This window comes from Corynebacterium sp. LaCa_282, assembly GCF_057198125.1.
The window spans coordinates 1,808,822-1,823,576 of record NZ_CP191095.1 but is presented as its reverse complement, the minus strand read 5'-3'; the positions used below and the strand labels follow the sequence as shown (position 1 = coordinate 1,823,576).

The 14,755-nt window shown below is 54.9% G+C and carries 17 protein-coding genes; 10 read left to right on the top strand and 7 right to left on the bottom strand.

All coding sequences use genetic code 11. The annotated features are described in order from the left end of the window. Positions 1 to 75: 75 nt before the first annotated feature. On the bottom strand, positions 76 to 459 hold the full coding sequence (locus tag ACP8KU_RS08525; protein WP_284809276.1) for a hypothetical protein: 384 nt from the start codon (positions 457 to 459) through the stop codon (positions 76 to 78). A gap of 177 nt (positions 460 to 636) precedes the next feature. Between ACP8KU_RS08525 and ACP8KU_RS08520 the strand changes: the two genes are divergently transcribed. After that, complete coding sequence (locus tag ACP8KU_RS08520) at positions 637 to 1,047, top strand: HAD-IA family hydrolase (protein WP_005281786.1); 411 nt, start codon at positions 637 to 639, stop codon at positions 1,045 to 1,047. Further along, positions 1,047 to 1,562 (top strand): DUF6912 family protein, encoded by a 516-nt coding sequence (locus ACP8KU_RS08515; protein ID WP_431604318.1) that lies wholly within the window; start codon positions 1,047 to 1,049, stop codon positions 1,560 to 1,562. Before ACP8KU_RS08520 ends, ACP8KU_RS08515 begins: the two co-directional genes overlap by 1 nt. Before the next feature lie 6 nt (positions 1,563 to 1,568). Here the strand turns inward: ACP8KU_RS08515 and rsgA are convergent, their stop codons facing one another. Together rsgA and aroA are read right to left on the bottom strand one after the other, a co-directional pair. Beyond that, on the bottom strand, positions 1,569 to 2,603 hold the full coding sequence (rsgA, locus tag ACP8KU_RS08510; protein WP_284636373.1) for a ribosome small subunit-dependent GTPase A: 1,035 nt from the start codon (positions 2,601 to 2,603) through the stop codon (positions 1,569 to 1,571). Continuing rightward, entirely contained in the window at positions 2,596 to 3,897 is a 1,302-nt protein-coding gene (aroA, locus tag ACP8KU_RS08505; protein ID WP_034666842.1) for a 3-phosphoshikimate 1-carboxyvinyltransferase, read from the bottom strand. Before aroA ends, rsgA begins: the two co-directional genes overlap by 8 nt. On the opposite strand from aroA, the gene ACP8KU_RS08500 reads away from it, so the two are divergent. Beyond that, a complete protein-coding gene (locus ACP8KU_RS08500; protein ID WP_023028445.1) occupies positions 3,896 to 4,543 on the top strand; it encodes an SOS response-associated peptidase in 648 nt (215 codons plus the stop codon). The genes aroA and ACP8KU_RS08500 overlap by 2 nt on opposite strands. Here the strand turns inward: ACP8KU_RS08500 and ybaK are convergent. Then, on the bottom strand, positions 4,529 to 5,032 hold the full coding sequence (ybaK, locus tag ACP8KU_RS08495) for a Cys-tRNA(Pro) deacylase (RefSeq protein WP_484483605.1): 504 nt from the start codon (positions 5,030 to 5,032) through the stop codon (positions 4,529 to 4,531). The two genes, ACP8KU_RS08500 and ybaK, sit on opposite strands and share 15 nt — an antisense overlap. A 36-nt stretch (positions 5,033 to 5,068) precedes the next feature. Here ybaK and ACP8KU_RS08490 point away from each other — a divergent pair, with 36 nt between their 5' ends. Continuing rightward, entirely contained in the window at positions 5,069 to 5,671 is a 603-nt protein-coding gene (locus ACP8KU_RS08490) for a sigma-70 family RNA polymerase sigma factor (RefSeq protein WP_239269418.1), read from the top strand. Beyond that, complete coding sequence (locus tag ACP8KU_RS08485; protein ID WP_005281801.1) at positions 5,671 to 5,943, top strand: anti-sigma factor; 273 nt, start codon at positions 5,671 to 5,673, stop codon at positions 5,941 to 5,943. Before ACP8KU_RS08490 ends, ACP8KU_RS08485 begins: the two co-directional genes overlap by 1 nt. Before the next feature lie 98 nt (positions 5,944 to 6,041). Here ACP8KU_RS08485 and ACP8KU_RS08480 read toward each other — a convergent pair whose 3' ends face one another. Then, positions 6,042 to 7,508 (bottom strand): MATE family efflux transporter, encoded by a 1,467-nt coding sequence (locus ACP8KU_RS08480; RefSeq protein ID WP_484483604.1) that lies wholly within the window; start codon positions 7,506 to 7,508, stop codon positions 6,042 to 6,044. A gap of 532 nt (positions 7,509 to 8,040) precedes the next feature. Here ACP8KU_RS08480 and ACP8KU_RS08475 point away from each other — a divergent pair. The 4 genes from ACP8KU_RS08475 to ACP8KU_RS08460 are packed head-to-tail and all read left to right on the top strand — an operon-like array spanning position 8,041 to position 12,706. After that, positions 8,041 to 9,552: an ABC transporter substrate-binding protein gene (locus ACP8KU_RS08475; protein WP_484483603.1), complete on the top strand. Its 1,512-nt coding sequence runs from the start codon at positions 8,041 to 8,043 to the stop codon at positions 9,550 to 9,552. A gap of 1 nt (position 9,553) precedes the next feature. Next, a complete protein-coding gene (locus ACP8KU_RS08470) occupies positions 9,554 to 10,495 on the top strand; it encodes an ABC transporter permease (protein WP_484483602.1) in 942 nt (313 codons plus the stop codon). Further along, on the top strand, positions 10,492 to 11,322 hold the full coding sequence (locus ACP8KU_RS08465) for an ABC transporter permease (protein ID WP_237801507.1): 831 nt from the start codon (positions 10,492 to 10,494) through the stop codon (positions 11,320 to 11,322). The genes ACP8KU_RS08470 and ACP8KU_RS08465 overlap by 4 nt, the downstream gene beginning before the upstream one ends. Further along, complete coding sequence (locus ACP8KU_RS08460) at positions 11,312 to 12,706, top strand: ABC transporter ATP-binding protein (protein WP_302525550.1); 1,395 nt, start codon at positions 11,312 to 11,314, stop codon at positions 12,704 to 12,706. Before ACP8KU_RS08465 ends, ACP8KU_RS08460 begins: the two co-directional genes overlap by 11 nt. Before the next feature lie 592 nt (positions 12,707 to 13,298). Here the strand turns inward: ACP8KU_RS08460 and ACP8KU_RS08455 are convergent. Together ACP8KU_RS08455 and ACP8KU_RS08450 are read right to left on the bottom strand one after the other, a co-directional pair. Beyond that, positions 13,299 to 13,373: a 50S ribosomal protein bL37 gene (locus ACP8KU_RS08455; RefSeq protein ID WP_369707509.1), complete on the bottom strand. Its 75-nt coding sequence runs from the start codon at positions 13,371 to 13,373 to the stop codon at positions 13,299 to 13,301. A gap of 104 nt (positions 13,374 to 13,477) precedes the next feature. Beyond that, entirely contained in the window at positions 13,478 to 13,738 is a 261-nt protein-coding gene (locus tag ACP8KU_RS08450) for a WhiB family transcriptional regulator (protein WP_005277545.1), read from the bottom strand. Positions 13,739 to 14,255: 517 nt separating this feature from the next. Here ACP8KU_RS08450 and ACP8KU_RS08445 point away from each other — a divergent pair. Further along, positions 14,256 to 14,735 carry a hypothetical protein gene (locus ACP8KU_RS08445; RefSeq protein WP_484483601.1) on the top strand — a complete coding sequence of 160 codons (480 nt, stop codon included), beginning with the start codon at positions 14,256 to 14,258 and terminating at the stop codon, positions 14,733 to 14,735. Positions 14,736 to 14,755: the final 20 nt, after the last annotated feature.

Genomic DNA, 14,755 nt, shown 5'->3' with positions numbered 1-14,755 from the left:
CCGCGCTCTTTTGCGCCCCTTCCTTTTCCTCCGGCCCTCGCGCGGTGGGGGAAAGAGGGAGGGGTGCGGTCAGTTTTAGAGCAGCCGAAACGAGCGCAGGCCCTGGTCTGTGGCGGAGCCGGTAAAGGCGTGGCGGTGGGTGCCGATGACTGCGGAACCGAAGTATTCGCCATTAGGCCGCGCGTGCAGGCTGGTAAGGCGCAGGGCATCGGTGTCATAGGGGCTTTCCCGGCGGTGCACCCAAGAACCAATGTGCAGGCGGATGGAATCCGAAAAGCGCGGGGAATTAAGGTTTGCCAGCGGGCGGTAGCCGGCGGCGACCTCAAGGATAAAGACCACCCAGGCTTGGATATGGTGCTGGGCGGCGACCTCTGCAGTAGTGGGCAGGCGGCCGTAATGGATGCGGTGCGGGGCGATATATAGCTTGAGATGAGAGTAGCCGGGAATGGGCTCATACATGGTGAAATGAGTGCTCCTGCGAAAAGGGCAGGGAGGCGAACGCGTGATAATTATCTCATGGGGGCGCTGCGCGCGCTATTTCTGGCAGTTTCCTGTATGAGGCGGGCGAGAATATAAGCGCAGTTCGCTATACTTTCGGGAGTTACAAAGAATTCGTGTACTGAAGGATTAAAAATTATGCGTGGTCTCATCGTTGACTATGTCGGCGTCCTCGATGGCGCTGAAGAGGACAATCGCCGCTGGAAGGCTCTTCTATCCGCGGCGAAGGCAAATGGTGCCGCAACCGCTATCTTGTCTAATGACCCGGGCGGTTCCGGCGCTGAGCACATTCGCGAGTGGGAATACCGCGGCAACGTCGATGCCGTGGTGTTGTCTGGCGAAATCGGGGCGGAAAAGCCGGAGGTTGCGGCCTTCCAAGCGGCTGCCGATGCCCTCGAGCTGCCCTTGAGCGATTGCGTCATGGTCGATGATTCGATTCTTAACGTGCGCGCCGCCGTCGATGCCGGGATGATCGGTTTCTTGTACACCAGCTTCGACCGCGTGTCCGTAGAAATTCAAGCCGTATTCGATATTGAAGGGGAATTTTAGTGGCTGAAGCTCGCGTCTATATTCCGGCGACCTATGCCATGCTGGCGGAGCTCGCAGAAACCGGTACGCTCGCGGCGCGTTCCGGTTGGGGTTTCATGGTTACCCCGGCCCTGCGCGATTTTTATACCGCAGGCGATGAAGAAGAGATCGCCTACTCCGCCTTCCTCGAGGCCTCCATGGCTTCGCTGCGCCTGTTGACCATTGGGGATGAGGAGAAGTTCCCGCACCGTCGTGTGGTCATTTCCATCGACGTTGATGACGCTGCAGTCACCCCGCGCCCAGATATGGGCGAGCCGGTGGTAGAGCTTCAGCCAGCGCAGTTTGGCACCGATAACCTCGCCGCCATTCACGTGGATATTGAAGAATCCGAAGAGGCAACGGCCAAGGCCATCGAGGCCATCGATACCGCGGACCTCGGCGATGAGGATGCGGAGCTCGCGGTGGGCGATGCCCTGGATAACTTCATGGCCTTCTACCACCCCACGGAGCTGCCCTTCCTTGTGGAATTGCTTTAAGGTGTGCTAATTTTCCCACTCCACGTTGGTGCGCAGGGCTTGCAGCAGCCCGCGTACCGCATCGCGGCGGCGGGCGGTAGCGGTGCCCTCGGGGATGATTTCTGGATCATCGAGCCCGCATTCGGGATCCGCCGGTGGCCCCGCGTGCGTACAGCCGCGCGGGCATTCCTCAATGGCCGCGGCGAGATCCTCGAAAACGCCAAGGATGGTATCCGCGTCCACGTGCGCCAGCCCAAAGGAGCGAATGCCCGGCGTATCGATGATCCAGCCGCCCTGGGAGTCGGTGCTAGGAGCGTCGGTGGGCAAGGGGAGGGCCACCGATTGCGTCGAGGTATGCCGGCCCTTGCCGATGCCCGATACTTCCCCCGTTTCCCTTTCCGCATCTGGGACCAGCCGGTTAACCAGCGTGGATTTGCCCACCCCGGAATGCCCGATGAGCGCGGTGATATGCCCATCTACCTGCGCGCGCACGGCTTCCAAGCCATCCTCGACCCCGGCCTCGACCACCGTGACATCTAGGTCAGCGAATTCTTCTGCAAACGGCGTCGGGTCCGCGAGATCCGTCTTGGTAAGGCACAAGATGGGGTGGAGGTTGCCCACGAACGCGGCAATCAAGGCGCGCTCGACAAAACCGGACCGCGGGGGCGGGTCGGCCACGGCAGAAACGATCAGCAATTGATCGGCATTGGCCACCACGATGCGCTCATACGGATCCGTGTCATCGGCGGTGCGACGCAGCACGGAGGTGCGATCCGCCAGCTTGACGATGCGCGCCAGCGTGTCCTTCGCACCAGAGGTATCACCAACCACGCCGACGCGGTCACCGACCTCGATGGCGGTGCGGCCCAGCTCGCGGGCGCGCATGGCGGTGACGTGGGGGCCATCGTCAAGCGCAACTCCCCACCGCCCGCGGTCCTTGGTGATTACCATTCCGTATTTGGCATTTTTGTGCTTGGGACGATCCTTGGTGCGCGGGCGCGAGCCCTTGCCGGGGCGCACGCGCACATCAGATTCATCAAAGGAACCGAAACGTCTAGCCATGTAAATCCTGTTGGTCGGGGTGCAGCATCGTCTCCCACATGCGGGCGAAACCGGGCAAGGTCTTGGAGGTGGTGGAAATATCCTCAATCTGGATATCAGGGACTTTCAAACCCAGAATGGCACCGGCGGTGGCCATGCGGTGATCGGCATAGCACGGCCAATTGCCGCCGTGGAGTTCGGCGGGTTCGATCACCAGGCCATCGTCAAGCTCGGTGACCCTGCCGCCCAGCGCATTGATATTCGCCGCGAGCGCCTGCAAACGGTCGGTCTCGTGGCCGCGCAGGTGGGCGATGCCCGTAAGCCGGGACGGCGTTTCCGCGAGCGCGCACAGGGCCGCAACGGTGGGGGTAAGCTCCCCGATATCGCCCATATTGCGCTCGATGCCCTGCAGCTTGCCTGCCGGGTTGCCCTCTGCCGTGACGCTGTTGTGCTCCTGGGTTACCATCACGCCCATATCCAGCAGGATCTGGCGGCTGGCATCGCCCGGCTGGGTGGTATTCGCCGGCCAATTCTTGATGGTCAGGCGCCCGCCGGTGACCGCCGCGGCGGCGAGGAACGGCGTGGCATTGGAGAGATCCGGCTCAATGAACCATTCGCGCCCGGCAATGGGGCCGGGATGCACCGTCCACGTCGTGCCATCCGAATCCACGCGCACGCCCGCCTGGCGTAGCATGCCCACCGTCATTTCCACGTGCGGCATGGACGGCAGTTGGCCGCCCTCGTGGGTGAGCTGGATGCCCTGGGAAAAACGTGCCCCGCTGAGCAGCAGGCCGGAGACGAACTGGGAAGAACCGGAAGCATCGATGGTGACCTTCCCGCCTTCTGGCAAGTCGTTGGCGGACACCGTAAAGGGCAGGCTATCGCCTTTTACATCAACGCCGAGGCTGCGCAGCGCATCCAGCGTCGTGGACATGGGGCGGTTATAGGCCTGCTTATCGCCATCGACGCGCACCGGGCCATCCGCCAGCGCCGCAACCGGCGGCACAAAGCGCATCACGGTGCCGGCCAGCCCACAATCCACCGTGGCACCGTGCAGCTTCCCAGGCTGGACGTGGATATCGGCGCCGTCATGGGTGAAGCGAACCCCCATGGCACTGAGCGCGTCCTCCATCAGTTGCGTATCGCGCGATACCAGCGGGGCGTGCAGGATGGACGGGGAATCAGCCAGCGCGGCCAGGATGAAGGCGCGATTGGTAATAGATTTCGATCCTGGCACCTGGTGTTCCCCCGTAACGGGGCTGGTAGCCAGCGGGGCGGTCCAAGGTTGAGACATAGTGTCCATAATAGAGGGCATGTGCGGAAGATTCGTTCTTTTTACCGAGTCCCTCCTCGATGAGGTGGGAAACCTCCCGGGTGTCCAGGAAGTCCACGCCCCACAGGGCACGCCGGGGCCGCGGTATAATATTGCCCCCACCCAGCCCATTCCCATCGTGCGCGTGCGCGAGGAGCTAGCGGAAGTCGATCCCGCGCGGTGGGCGCTCTTGCCGCAGTGGAAGAAAGACCTAGATGGCCCGCCGCTTTTTAATGCCCGGGCAGAAACGGTGGCGAGCAAGCCGTCTTTTCGCACCGCCTTTAAATCCCAGCGCTGCCTTATCCCCATGAACGGCTATTACGAGTGGCACAAGGATGGCTCCACCAAGACGCCGTACTACGTCCACCCAGACCAGGGACTGCTGTGGGCCGCGGGGCTCTGGGATACCGGGTTGGACCGGCTCTCTGCCACCATCGTGACCACCGCGGCTACCGAAGAGATGGAGTGGCTGCACCACAGGTTGCCGCGATTTTTGGCGCCGGAGGAGATGCGCACCTGGCTCGAGGGTAGCGCCGAGGAAGCCAAGGAGCTGCTAGCGCCCACGGGCCTGCGGGGATTTGAGTACCACGCGGTGGATAAGGCCGTGGGGACCGTCTCTAATGACTGCCCGGAGCTACTCAGCCAGTAGATCGGCAAAGTCTGCCCCGCACAAGCGCGCGAGGTCTTCTGCATCGAGCTCGATATCTAGGCCGCGGCGGCCGCCGGAGATAAAGACAGTATCGAATAGCACCGCGGATTCCTCGATCACCGTGGGCAGCGCGTTCTTTTGCCCGAGCGGGGAAATGCCGCCGTGCACGTAGCCTGAGGATTTCTCGGCATCGTGCACCTGCGCCATGGCGGCCTTAGATACGCCAAGGGCAGCGGCGGCCTTCTTGAGGCTTAAATGGTGCGTGGTGGGAATCACGCACACCGCCAACTCGCGGCGCGGACCTTTGCCCGCGGTGAGATCAATGATGAGCGTTTTCAGCACGCGTTCGGGTTCTACGTCTAAGGCCGCCGCGGCGTGATCACCAAAGTGATCCTTGCCCGCCTCGAAGGTGGATATGGAGTGTTTGACTCCGGCATCTTCGATGACTTTCAGGGCCGGGGTAGCGGCATGCGGGGACTTTTTGGCCATATAGGAATTTTAGCGTGAGACGTTAGGATAGATTGTGTGGTTAAAGAAACAGTGAGCGAGAAGGAGCTGCAGCGCCGCTTTGAAAAAGAAGCGCTCCCGCTGCTTGATCAGCTCTATGGCGGCGCGCTGCGCATGACGCGAAACCCGCAAGACGCGGAAGACTTGGTGCAAGAGACCTATCTCAAGGCCTATAAGTCCTTTCATTCCTTCAAACAGGGAACGAATTTGAAGGCGTGGCTGTATCGCATCATGACCAATAACTACATCAACTCTTATCGCAAGGCGAAGCGGCGCCCTACCGAGTCTTCTGCCGATGACTTGAGTGATTTTCAGCTCTATACCACCGCAGGCCACGATTCCACTGGCTTGGAATCGGCCGAGGTGGCAGCGCTTAAAGAGATGCCAGATAGGTCCATTTCGCAGGCCATTAATGACTTACCGGAGGATTACCGGATGGTGGTCTATTACTCCGATGTGGAGGGCTTAGCGTACAAAGAAATCGCCGAAATCATGGATACTCCACTGGGAACGGTGATGTCCCGCCTGCACCGTGGAAGAAAAATGCTCCGGAAGGCGTTGAAGGACGTAGCACGTGAACAAGGAATTGGATTAGAACACCCGGACATGGAGGAGAAGTAATGGAAGGCGCAACCGGAAAGAACTGTGGTGCGTGTAGCTCCACTGAGGTACACAACCTATTTTGCGAGCTTCTCGATGAATCCACGACCTACGCCCGCGCTTTAGCCATCCGCGAGCACATCGCCCAATGCGATTTTTGCCAGCAACGCCTAGAGCGCGAAGAACTCGTCCGCTCCCTCGTGCGCAATTGCTGTGCCGGCCAAGCTAAGGCACCGCAATCGCTGCGCCGCCGTATCTCGGTAGAAATTACGGAGATCGAATCCCGCTGGTAAGAAGCGTCCTTCAGAGCTGCGAACGTCTCGCAACAAAAGTCGGGGCAGTTCGTACTGCCGTGTTTTCTCATCCAGTTCAGAAGCCGACGTACAAACCGTTAGGCGCGCTCTGCCGAAGCGGTGCTGTGGAAAAACTTTTTCCACAGGATCGCACTTGCAGCGGCTAGCCCAAGAGTCAAACCCCACCACACGCCTTGGGGACCTAATGCGAGTGGATAGGCAAATAGTAGAGCGATAGGCAGACCAATAATCCAATACCCGACCAACGACGCTTTTAATCCAGTGGTGGTATCCCCGATCCCACGCAAGACACCGATTGCCACGTTTTGTCCGGTATCGACGACCTCCATAAACGCGCCAATCGTTAATAACGATACTGCTAGAGTGATGGTCTGTTCGTCTGCTGCGTGCAGAAATGGGCCTAAGACCGTGCGAGGGATGGTCCAAAAAGCTAAAGCGGCTAACGCAACGATGATGAGCACCATCACCATTGCGCGTATTGCTGCAGAACGCGCGGCTTGTGGTGACCTCGTACTGAACATTGAGCTGACGACGATTGATGCACCGTGTGAAAATCCCACGCCGAACTGGAAGACAATAAATGTAACTTGGTAAGCGACATTGTGTGCTGCCAGAGCTTCGGCACTGAGCGTACCCATAATCATGGCTAGTACTGAAAACATCCCTGCCTCTGCGCCGTAAGTTAATGAAACCGGTACTCCGAGCTTGAGCTGCCTACGTATTGATTCGGGCGAGGCTTTCCATAGGCGGTGGTCATAAAACTCGTTAAAAGTAGAGTTGCGTTTGATGAGCGTCAAAAAGATTGATGCTGTACACAGATGCACGAGGCTGGTTGCTAACCCTATTCCCCAGACTCCCATTGCTGGGATTGGACCGTATCCATGAGCTAACGCGAGATCGAGCACTAAGTTTATTAGGATGCTCACTAAGGTAATGAGCAATAATGCTTGCGGTTTGCTTAGACCGACAGTGAACTGGCGAGCCACTTGAAACCAGAGACATGGGATGAGTCCTGGCGCGAGGGCAATCATTGTTGGAAGGGCATAATCGACAATTCCGCTAGGTTGACCAATCAACGGTAAGGCGAGGCCGATGCCTACGAGTAAGAAGCCTCCTACCACCCCGAGCAGTGTCGATAGCAACAATCCCACCCGAGACAGATCCTTAATCTCTGCTGCAGCTTGGTCCCTCTCTGTGGATCCAGCTTCAGATTCTTCCCATCGTGCGTGGTGATGTGCAATTCGGTTACCTAAAGGAGTGAGTATCCCGACGCCCATGGTGCGTAACTGATTAAACCAAATCACGGCTAGGCCACCACCGGCTAATGCTTGGGTCCCCAATTGTCCCATGACTATGGTGTCAGTCGTCGACAACGCAATATTAGCGAGTTGAGTTCCAGCAAGAGGTAATGATAACGATAGCAAACGTCGATTAATGTCGACTGGAACCTTTTTATGGGGTTGACTCATTTCGCCTAGTTTTCCATACCCAGATTGGGGATGACAGAGGGCGTAAAGAACTTTTTTGGGGCCGATCCAGGTCATCGCACATGTGACCTTGGGCCATTGCGGATTCTTGAAGCTAGGGCAGGGGTACCCCGGCCGGTGAGGGCTTAGAGCGACGTGTCGGAGCCTTTCGTGTCGTTTTGTAGTTCGAGCCGCGCAATATTGCACGTGATTAGGGACAATTCGCAAACGATATGGCGACGGTGAAAAGCTGTAGGTGATGAATTGCGATCAAAGATGAAAACGCTGCCCAGCGGCCGGGGAAAGGAAAACATTTGATCGAGTGCAACGTCTAAATTGAAGGAATAAGAGCCATAGGGGGTGTGGTATCAGCCAATTGGTTGTGGCATGCCCCGTAGATTTCCGGACTACCGGTAAATCAGAGTCCGAGCGCAGAGAAATAGACATGCTCACACGATTGCCAAGGCATATTGCAAAAGGGTAGGCTTACCTCTTAAGTTTTGGCCGATTGATGGTTCAGTCACTGAAAATTCAATAAATTACATATTATATGTCAGTGTTGAGCCATCCTCAGAGAGGAAATAATATGTTCGGACCTCGTATATCCCGAATGCATGCCAGTATCGCAGCAGTTACCGCTGCTTCTCTTTTATTAGTCTCATGTAGCGACCACGCTGACAACTCGGCATCCGAAGCGCCGGCAGGTGAAAAGGATGGCAAGGAGACAGTTTTACGAGTTGGAGCTCTCGGAAAAGCCGCTGATGCACAGCGGGACCCGCACAAGCTACTGCCAAATGATTCAGATATGCTCATCAATTCGTTGATCTGGGATGCGATGACAATTCCTGGCGCTGATGAAGTCGTTGAATCTCGTTTGATGGATTCTTGGAAGCAAACTGGTGATACAACCTGGGAATTTACGATCAATGATCGTGCAAAGTTCCATGATGGCACTGACGTCACGGCAGATGACGCAGAATGGTCATTCCACCGGTTGTTGGAAGATGAGGGGAACTATTATAAGTTGCCGGTCATTCCTGAATCCATCAAAGCAATTAATGAGGATACCGTGGCTATGGAGACTGAGGAGCCAAATTCACAACTTCCAATGCTAGCCCGGCTCATGACGTTTGTCATGAAGAAAGACACGACCCCAGAAGATGCCATTGGGACAGGCCCATTTAAGCTTGAATCTTGGAAAGATGGCGCTGCAACCCTCGTGGCTAATGAAAATTATCATGGGCATAAACCGGAGATTGACAAAATTGAGGTCATCCCATTTGAGGACACCACTGCGATGACAAACGCGATTGTCTCCGGACAAATCGATCTTGCACAGTCTGTTGGTGCAACGGCTGCACGCACTGCAGAGGGCAACGATGACCTGCAGGTCCATACGCGCTCGAATGACTCGGTTCTACCGGTTGCTATGCGTACTAGCGATGGACCATTCGCCGACAAGAAAGTCCGTGAAGCAATTCGTCTCGGTGTAGACCGGCAAGCAATCGTGGATGGTGCATTGTCGGGCTTTGGAAAGACTGCTAATGATGTATTGGGTACTGGAGATCCCAATTTAGATACCAGTTTGCAGCGTGAACGTGACATCGAAAAGGCTAAAAAACTACTAAAAGAAGCAGATTTCGATTCCAATAAGACCTACGAGCTATACGTCACTCCGGAAGCCCCCGGGCAATTGGATGCAATGAAGTTGTTTGCTGAGCAGATGAAAGACATCGGGGTCAAAGTAGACGTCATCGAAAAAGAGTCCGGAACTTTCTATGATGATATCTGGACAAAAGCGGACCTTTACTCCACGTACTGGGGTACTAACGACACCACACTATTTTTTGCAGGCAAAGTCCTAGACGGTGATGCACCATCGAATGAGACTGCATTCGATGACAAAGAATTCAACGAGACATACAGCAAACTTTTGGCAAGCAATGACGAAGATGAAATCATAAAGCTGAATAAAAAGTTGCAAGAAATCCAGTTCAATCGCGGTGGCTATGTGGTGTGGGGAGCATCGGATGCTGTCGATATTGCTGCGAAGAACGTTAATGGAATTCCAGATGCTCCAGGTTACGGCCGTGTGAAACTCGAAACGGTGACGAAGTCTTAATATGACGGTGCTGCGATGGTTGCTTCCTCGGCTAGGCCTTCGGTTGCTGTTGCTAGTCGGTGTTTTGGCTACGGTATTTATCTTGGTGGATCTTCTACCAGGTAATGCAGCGACCCAAAGGCTTGGCACGAACCGCACGGAGGAAGCACTCGCGGCTGCTGAATCCGAATTAGGATTAGACAAACCCGTTTATCTTCGATTTGTATCCTGGCTGGTTGGTGCGGTTCAAGGAGATTTCGGTACTTCAGCTAGTGGGAGGGAAATTAGCGATCTTTTAACGCATTCATTACCAACCACGCTGATAACCACCGGAATTGCTTTTGGAATTACTGCCGTTTGCTCGATTGTAATTGGGCTGTGGTGGGCATTTACAAGTAGTAAGAGTTTTGCAGCTCGAATAATTGATATTTCGACAACAAGCTTAATTGCAATCCCGGAGTTTGTCGTCGGTGTATTTTTGATCGCAGTATTTGCGTTGTGGTTGCGCATTCTCCCCGCATCGTCGTTAACCGGCTCAGCTTCGGGACTCGATTGGAATATGTATGTGCTACCAGTGGTGACATTGTTGGTGCCCCAAGTAGCTTGGAACAGTCGAATAGTCCGTAGCGCCACCAGTGATGTCTGTAAATTACCTCATGTTGATGCAGCACGTCTTGCCGGGATCAGCGAGCGCCGCTTGCTATGGATACACATATTTCCTTTAACAGCGCCTGCAATTGCGGCATCTCTAGCGACTAGTTCTGGTGTATTGGTAGCGGGAACTGTGGCAGTAGAAACTCTCTTTAACCACCCTGGAGTAGGGCTGGTAATTGCTTCAGCAGTTAACCAACGCGATATTCCAGTTTTGGTAGCCATGCTGGCGGTCACCGGTTCCATAATACTGCTCTTGCTTACAATCGCTGATGGCATAAAAGCAGCGCTGAGTCCGAAAGGGCAACTATGACACGATTCAAACTAGTGAGACTTGGTTTCGCGTTCATCTTCTTCATCAGTGTCTTTTGCGGGCCATGGATAGCAGAATTGATCGGTGACGTCGCGTCCGTTTCCCCACAAGGCGTTCCATTTGCTCCTTCGGAACAGGTAAAACCACTTGGAACAGATCACCTTGGTAGACCGGTATTTGGTGCGATTTTGCACGGTGGACAATCGCTACTGTTGACTGCGATTATTGGTGGCACGCTTACGACTATTTTTGCTGCTATTCTTGGTTCATTTGGCGCTTTGTATCCACGGCTAGGAGTAGTTATCGATACCTTGGCCGATGCCATTATATTAGTGCCATCGGTAATCCTGATGCTTTTGCTTACTGTTATATTCCCCGAGGCCGGTATCTGGTTGCTGATACTTACTGTTGCTTTTCTAGGGACCCCATATGCGGCGAGGGTATGCGCAGCGGGCGCACATAATATTGCAGGAACGGGATATGTTCAGGCCGCGCAATCGATGGGGGAGCCATCGTGGCGAATCGTAGTTAAGGACATCGTCCCGAATATGTCCCACATTTTACGGTCAGTATGGGGGCTTCGGATTATCGAAGCGCTGTACCTTTTAGCTATCGCATCTTTCCTGGGCGTAGGCAGCAGCCTTGGACCTTTTGCGTGGTCAACAATGGTTAATGAAAACGCACAAGGAATTTTGTTAAATCCTTGGGCTGTAGTCGCCCCAGCTACGCTGTTGGGGCTGAGTTCTGTTGTCATATTGTCTTTGCTTGGTGCTGCAGAAGCTACAGAAATTTCCAGTCAGAAAAAGGTTACCGATTATGCTGGATGAGAAGAGCAATATCAAAGGAAACCTTAGTATCTCGTTGCGCGGGAAGACCTTGCTTCCACAAGTCAAATTCACCGTTCGTGCTGGTCAAATTATGGGAGTTGTAGGGGCTAGTGGTGCTGGAAAATCAACTCTGCTTCGTGCACTCGTTGGTTTTAAACCTGAGAACAGCCGTGTCACAGGTAGCCTGCACTTATTCGGTACCGACCCGTTTTCCTTGGATCGTAAGCAATTGTTGAAATTTCGGCGTGAAGACGTCGCATTTGTCGGACAAGATCCAGGACTCGAATTGCACCCTTTGATGAACGTCCGCTCTATCTTGCGCGAAGTCTCCGCTGAGAAAAGCCGATTAAACGTCACCGAACAATTGCGGGAGGTTGGTCTGGAGGCTGGTGTCGCCAGACGTCGGATAGGGCAATTATCCGGAGGTCAACAACGACGTGTCGCGTTAGCTCGTGCATTGGTCCGTGCACCGAAAGTCATAGTTTTGGATGAACCATTGGCTGGCCTAGATGCGGAAACTTCTGCCAAAATATGCGCGCTGTTACGTGAATTAGCAAAGGGTGGAACTGCAATTATTTTCACGGGGCACCAAGAAGGCGAAGTGCACGGTCTTGCAGATATGATCCTACGAGTCGGAGAAGAAGCGTCATCTGAAGACCGAGGTGTTGATTTCCCCGAAAATACTCATTCCGCGGGACGACAGAGGTCTGGGACCAAGGCTTTGCAATGCTTCAATATCGCAGTGCAACGCCCTGATGGCTGTGACTTGATTAAAGGGGTGAACTTCGAGCTATTTCAAGGAGAAATGGTTGGAATTTATGGTCCATCTGGTTGCGGCAAATCGAGTTTCTTGCGAACCCTACTAGGGCGTTATGCGTATGCTACGGGTGATCTAGAGCTTGCGGGGTCGCGCCGACCAGCTGATAAACCTATCCCACGTAAACTTCGTCCTTTAGTCCAGATAGTGCCGCAGGATCCTGCATCGGCGTTAAATCCAAAAAAGACAGCGCTTGATTCGGTTACACGAGCTTCCCTGCATGCAAAATCAGTTAAGACTAAGCGGCTTGCGCAGATAAGAGCGCAAGAATTACTTATCGGCGTTGATATTGACGACTCACTTCACCGTAGGCTACCTGTTGACTTATCTGGTGGCCAGCGGCAACGTATCGCAATTGCGCGAGCATTAGCAACAGATCCCGCAGTAATTTTGTGTGATGAGCCTACCTCAGCACTTGATCACGCGACAGCTGCAGGAGTTATGCGTAAGTTGTACGATTCGGCTGCCGCCGGGTGTGCAGTGGTTATTGTTAGCCATGAGGAAAGCTTGCTGAGGCAATGGTGCACCAGAGTGATGCACTTTTCCGAGCTCGCGGGGCCCGCATAATCCCAGTCAGGAGGATGTCGCCTAAGAATTAAAACTTCGTTGCCGAGTATCTATTCCGCGCTCAAGTGGTGAGTTTTCACAGAAGTTCATTTTCGCGTGGCGGATGGCTCTGTCGCGGTTTCAAGGCGTGCTGTGCCGGCGTCGCGGCCATGCCTAGTGATCAAAGTGCTGGTGCCCACCAAACAGGGGTCAGGTCCGTTTGTGCGGGTTCCGGCTACTACCAGTTTGCATGCTGAGTCTCGGGCAAGTCCTGCATACTCGTCGTCGTCCAGCGTCTTTCGCCTTGAGGAGGTAGTTGAGGCGAACAGCTTACGGACGATGGGCACCCATATGTAACAGGAGCCACCATCGCCGATCGCTATACCTGCTAAGGGAAGACATCCAACGTAAACCACGAGATGAGTTCAATTAGTGCACATCGCGGGAAGTTATGACCGATGCCCCGTTGCGGACCAGTAGTATCAAACCAAAATGAGCGCTCTGGTCGCTACTACTCCGAGAGTCGGATTCCTAATAGAAAGATTAAAAACCCGGCTGTACGAGTTCTTAAGGTGAACTGGTACGAAACCGGGCTTTTAATATGTGCTGTACGTTATGCGCCAGGACGCTTGCCGTGATTAGCGGCCTTCTTGCGGCGATCCTTGCGCTTGCGACCACGCTTGCTCATTGCGCACTCCTTCGTTGAGGGTTTCTGAACTTTATTCAACTGTAGCGGCTAAGGGCGCCGAAACGAAAATTGGGGTAGGCGTTAGGCTCTCCGGGTCCGCGCTTTTAGGCGGACACGCGGGAACGGCCGCGGCCGCGGTTGCGGCGACGCTTGAGGGCGCGGCGCTCCTCTTCGGACAGGCCGCCCCAGACGCCGGCGTCGAGGCCAGACTCGAGTGCCCAGTTGAGGCAGGAAGAAGCGACGGGGCAGCGGTTGCAGACCAGCTTGGCCTTAGCGATCTGGGTAAGAGCAGGACCAGAGTTACCTACTGGGAAGAACAGCTCTGGGTCTTCGTCGCGGCAAACGGCTTCGTGGCGCCAATCCATGATTGATATCTCCTAACAAATTTTTGACAGCAGTAAATACGAGCGCAATCCGTGCGGGGCAGGAAAGCACCTTGATTTTTAGGTGGTGTGTGAACTGGTCTGCTAGCAGTGGGGCCCGGTCTCGAGGTCGGGCCAGCGTCGCCGCCGCCTATGGTTCACGGTGTTGTTGCCTGAAGTTTCCTCCAGGTTAAGAAGAGGTTTACGCCCTCTTTCTTTTTGCTACTAGAGAATCATGACATGTTTACCCGATCGCCGCTAGGGTTAAAGGCTAAATTGTGGTTAACATCACGCAAATAGGCGCAGTGTGGGGGCCATAAATGCCAAAATCAAATTTTAAAGAAGCCTGTGAGAATCGCCGTGAGCTGCAGCTATAGGTGCTATATGGTGAGTGTGGTGAGGGAGAGACCGTCAAATCTCCCAGTTCAGCCCCCCTGCCCCCGCGCCACTGCAGGCAACATCGAGGCCCGCCGTGGGTGGCACAGAAAAAATCCGCGCCGCATTAGTAGACTGGGGATTTGTGTCTAAGCAGAACAAACGCCACGTAAATAAGCAGCAGCGAGATAAGTCGGCAGCGCCAGCGGCAGCACCGGATAGTGCCCCACGGTCGGTGCTGATAGGCGCTGGCATTGCCACGGTGCAATCCATCGCGGTTATTTGTTTTGGCATTTTCCTCATTGTGCGCGAAGCGGTGGGTGCGGAAAATGACTCGATGGTCTCTGATTCCGGATCGGGAAGCTTTGTGGGGCTTGGCACCGCCATCTTTATCTTCATCGTCTTTGGCTTCGTCATCGCAGGCGCCTGGGCCATGGTGAAGGGAAAGCGATGGGGAAGAGGTGCCGTGGTCCTCGTAGAGCTCATCTTGGGCGCGAGCGCGTTTCAAATGTATAGCGGTGGATCCCCGGTACTGGGGACTATCACCCTGTTAAGCGCGGTTGCGGTGCTTTATCTCTTGATGTTTAGGCGCGAGTCCTCGGAGTGGGCCGCCTCGAATTTCTAAGGGTCACTCGCGTTTGGGCC

Coding starts and splice junctions, on each gene's coding strand:
- rsgA (WP_284636373.1), bottom strand. CDS start 2,603: ATGGCTAGACGTTTCGGTTCCTTTGATGAATCTGATGTGCGCGTGCGC.
- ACP8KU_RS08475 (WP_484483603.1), top strand. CDS start 8,041: ATGCATGCCAGTATCGCAGCAGTTACCGCTGCTTCTCTTTTATTAGTC.
- aroA (WP_034666842.1), bottom strand. CDS start 3,897: ATGCCCTCTATTATGGACACTATGTCTCAACCTTGGACCGCCCCGCTG.
- ACP8KU_RS08465 (WP_237801507.1), top strand. CDS start 10,492: ATGACACGATTCAAACTAGTGAGACTTGGTTTCGCGTTCATCTTCTTC.
- ACP8KU_RS08500 (WP_023028445.1), top strand. CDS start 3,896: ATGTGCGGAAGATTCGTTCTTTTTACCGAGTCCCTCCTCGATGAGGTG.
- ACP8KU_RS08485 (WP_005281801.1), top strand. CDS start 5,671: ATGGAAGGCGCAACCGGAAAGAACTGTGGTGCGTGTAGCTCCACTGAG.
- ACP8KU_RS08520 (WP_005281786.1), top strand. CDS start 637: ATGCGTGGTCTCATCGTTGACTATGTCGGCGTCCTCGATGGCGCTGAA.
- ACP8KU_RS08525 (WP_284809276.1), bottom strand. CDS start 459: ATGTATGAGCCCATTCCCGGCTACTCTCATCTCAAGCTATATATCGCC.
- ybaK (WP_484483605.1), bottom strand. CDS start 5,032: ATGGCCAAAAAGTCCCCGCATGCCGCTACCCCGGCCCTGAAAGTCATC.
- ACP8KU_RS08480 (WP_484483604.1), bottom strand. CDS start 7,508: ATGACCTGGATCGGCCCCAAAAAAGTTCTTTACGCCCTCTGTCATCCC.
- ACP8KU_RS08450 (WP_005277545.1), bottom strand. CDS start 13,738: ATGGATTGGCGCCACGAAGCCGTTTGCCGCGACGAAGACCCAGAGCTG.
- ACP8KU_RS08460 (WP_302525550.1), top strand. CDS start 11,312: ATGCTGGATGAGAAGAGCAATATCAAAGGAAACCTTAGTATCTCGTTG.
- ACP8KU_RS08470 (WP_484483602.1), top strand. CDS start 9,554: ATGACGGTGCTGCGATGGTTGCTTCCTCGGCTAGGCCTTCGGTTGCTG.